This window comes from Lacticaseibacillus sp. 30 (assembly GCF_053819265.1).
The window spans coordinates 1-3,765 of the sequence record NZ_JBSOQX010000050.1 but is presented as its reverse complement, the minus strand read 5'-3'; the positions used below and the strand labels follow the sequence as shown (position 1 = coordinate 3,765).

The window sequence follows — 3,765 nt, the reverse complement described above, 5'->3', positions numbered from 1 at the left end:
AAATTTTGCCCGAGGTTTTTATTATTTGTCAAACTAATTTCCCTTACCAAACGGTCACTTGAATGACGTTGATACCTTTTCTGCGCGCTTGCTGCAACACCGCTTCATCTGCAAAACTATCTGTGATTAAAATATCAACCTTGCCAAGATCAGCAATGTGATACTGCTGGGTAACACCGATTTTTCGATAATCTGCTAGGCAGATGACACATTTTTTCGCCTTTGTGACCATCATTGAATCGATCGCTGCCGCCTCTGCATTACTTGAAGTTAGGCCACCGTCAACCGAGATACCATCACAGCCGATCACGGTGACATCGGCTATCCTTGACGACAAAAAGTTCAACGTTTCACTGCCAGCCAGCACACTTTTCTTTGTATTGACCCTACCGCCTGTAATTATAATCTTAGTGCCCTCATGCCGCGCACAAGCAGTTGCACACGGATTGTTGGTGATAACGGTCACTGGTATTTTAGCCAGTTCATTGATGACTTGCAGACACAATGAATTGGCGTTCATGAAAAGCGTGCTGTACCGTGCAATGTAATTGGGAACAGCCGCCGCAATCCTTTGGGCAATCACCGCCAAAGTTCTCTGCTCACCGCCACCTTGTCCGGCAATCGCTTCAACAAGACCGTTGTGCCATTTAACCCACCCCATGGCATGCAATATTTTCAGGTCGCGCCTGATCGTGATTTCGGAAACCTTGAGCCGAAGTGCCAATCCTTTCACAGTTGCAATTCCGTGCCGATCAACCAGTCGTTCAATGTCAGATCGCCGCGCTTGAACGTTGGCCAGTGAATTTTTCATTAAGCTTGCTCCTATATTGTGACTATTGAAGTTCCTGTCATATTGGTAACCCACCACAATTGTTTGCATGTTTGATTGCCAAATACCCTAAAAATGTGCAATCCCACTTTAGACTCAAGTCACTTTTCGCTTCAACGCCATCCGACTCGTTGTCTATCAAAACCAGCCTTTCACTTTCAAAAAACTGAAAAATAATCATAAAACCTGCAAATGATCTTATACCGCAATTGTGTTAACTAGGACGGTCAGCGTACACTTTTGTATGTTAATCGTAACTATTACGATTTTCAACTTCGAAAGGATGTGCTTTTTATGTCTAGTTCCTCGCATCTGCCACTCACAAGTACCCTCATAATTGTAGCTGCCCTTGCCGGTGGTGGTATTGCTACCAGTGCGCTGGTCACGTTGCCGGCCACCGTCAACGCAGCCAGTGACGCTGACGCAACGCCGGTTTACACTGACTTTTCAACTTTTAGGCCAATCGCCGGACCCATCACGGTGGTCACCCCCGGCGCAACGCCAACGGCTCCACCAGAAAAAATCAGCGCCAATGGCCATGATTATTTTTATAACTATACATCCGGAAAACGGTTGCTCTACTTACCGATTGCGCAAGCCTATCAGCCAAACTTAGCGCACATCAAATCACTCGTTGACGCCGCCCTCCAACAAAAAGGTAGTCAGCATGATGATACAGTCGCTCGAATTGCCGCATCTGATCTTGCCAAGGCCATCCAAGCCGACTCAGTGCTCCGGCCCGATAACACTGCGAATAACAAAGCCTTCACGGACGCCGGATTAGTAGCTAAAGGCGGTTCGGTTGAAACATTTAATCCCGACCCCAGTGCCGTGAAGTGGACAGATGAAGTGGTGGCTAATCGCATCACCGCCTCATTCCCCAAAGGCGCCACCAGTTACGGTCTCGCAATTGGTCGGCTGCCAAGTGGCGAATTTGTCGCCTACATCAACTACGCAGCAAAACCTACCGTCTCGAGTCAGGACACCTACACCGTTTCCTACAAAACCCTCGATGGCAAGTCGCTCAAGCCAGACGATCAAGTAGCCAGTGACAAAATCGCCGTCCTGCCATTCCCAGACTTTTCATACATCTACTGGAAAAAAGACGATGCTGCCCACACTGTCACCATGTACTATCAACCTGCCGATGGCGCCTATCAACCAGAGATGAGCGATGTCACCGACACCTTTTACCGGCTACTAAACAAGGAGCGAGCCAACAAAGGTTTAGTCCCACTCAATCTAGACCCGCAGCTCCAAAACGCCGCGCAACAAACGGCCAGCGCCGACGCTAATCAACTGGCCAACCCGCAAAATCCACGAACCGTCACACCAGCAGATCGGTCAGCCCCTGACACAAACCTCATCACACTATCGAGTGACACCATTCCCTTCGAACACGACGAAGGCGAAGGTGGAGAAGATTTAGTCGCAACCGGCATCCTGCAACTCGATGATCGTCCGGGCACACTCAACCTAGACGATCTCTATCAACCAGACGTAACCGCAGTCGGTTTTGGTGCGACGATGGGCCAAGACGGGCATATGTACTACACCATTTGACTCTCGGAGAAGAAAAACTCGTCAACGAATGAAAATTCAACTGATGATCCCTCACAGTCAGCTTCTGATCCTGCCACAAAGAACGATCACACAGATGCTCCTACAACGGCTGACAAACAAGCGGATGCTCCGAGCTCACCAACACCCCAAAAGACGAATGCGACTCCTGCAGCTGATAACGCCAAACATGAAGAGCAGAACGCTTCCAAAGATTTACCTGAGACCGGTAATCGCGTTTTCGAAAAAGGCGGCATTGTAGGCTTCCTAATGTTGTTAGCGACATTTGGGCTTGGGATGGTTCAGAAGCTGCGATCAAAGCGGTTTTAATTCTGGTAATCTTTGAGAGAGAATCCTTCTGATCCTTTTATTTACCCCTTCACCAAAAACAACGTTGGGAATGTACCCCAGCGTTGTTTTTGGTGCTCGGTCAAATTTTTTAACTAGTTTAACTGGTCCACCTACTATAATTTAAAAAAGCACTCCATCAAATTGATGAAGTACTACTGCTGTGAAAAACAGCCAAATCCAAGTCGGCAAGTTATAAACCGCTGACTATTTAAGTCCTGTTTATCGTTGAAAACATGCCACCCCAAATGACCGCATTCAACTTTTCTAAACAGAACCTCTTTTATTTAATTGTGAGTCATGATAAGCGCCCCACGCACTTTTCAAGCTCACAAGACGATAACCGGCCACCATCTCACCAGCCACACCGTTATATCAATTCGGTTGACTACCCCGCGCAAGACCTACTAGCATTGAAGGCTGTTGGCCCTGATGCTTTCTAGATATCGATTTTCCTAGCGATATCTGTTTTTATTATGAGCTATCGTCGCAGTGGCTAACTTAATGTCACTAGCCTACGTGCAACTTTTATGCAATGGCTATCCATCACACGTGTTATTATAAACCGTCATGGTCTAATAAGTCCATATATATTTAAAAAGTGTTTCAATTAGCACTAATCCTTCAATCCTGAGTCAGGTAGCGTTGATATTATGACGAATGCCTGATAGGGGGTTAAACGGTGTCATTACAAGAAAAAATTGCGCATCGAATTCACGACCTGCGCCTCAGCAAATCAATGACGCAAGAACAATTAGCCGAAAAAGCCAACATGGACGTCTCCATGTTGGCCAGAATTGAACGCGGCAGTCGCGGCGATATACGAATCAGTACCTTGGAACGAATCGTGAAAGGCTTGGATGTCAGTTTGCAGGAATTTTTTACGTTTGGTGATGACCAAGATGAAGTCATGACGCTGGCTGCCTCAGTTACCTTGATCAAGGATCCGGAGATGATTCGGGCATTGCAGAAGATTGTTGATGCGGCGCTGGGTAAAACTATGAAGGGCTAAAGCCTTCAATAACAAC

2 protein-coding genes and 1 pseudogene are annotated in these 3,765 nt (G+C 47.0%); 2 read left to right on the top strand and 1 reads right to left on the bottom strand.

Going from position 1 to position 3,765, the window contains the following annotated elements; all coding sequences use genetic code 11:
• Positions 1-43 precede the first annotated feature (43 nt).
• Complete coding sequence (locus tag ACWPAB_RS15090) at positions 44-811, bottom strand: DeoR/GlpR family DNA-binding transcription regulator (RefSeq protein ID WP_016382329.1); 768 nt, start codon at positions 809-811, stop codon at positions 44-46.
• A 312-nt stretch (positions 812-1,123) separates the two neighbouring features.
• Between ACWPAB_RS15090 and ACWPAB_RS15085 the strand changes: the two are divergent.
• Both ACWPAB_RS15085 and ACWPAB_RS15080 read left to right on the top strand, forming a co-directional pair.
• Positions 1,124-2,719: pseudogene (locus ACWPAB_RS15085) on the top strand (CAP domain-containing protein).
• 700 nt (positions 2,720-3,419) lie between these two features.
• Positions 3,420-3,749: a helix-turn-helix domain-containing protein gene (locus tag ACWPAB_RS15080; RefSeq protein WP_003584964.1), complete on the top strand. Its 330-nt coding sequence runs from the start codon at positions 3,420-3,422 to the stop codon at positions 3,747-3,749.
• The last annotated feature ends 16 nt before the right edge of the window (positions 3,750-3,765 follow it).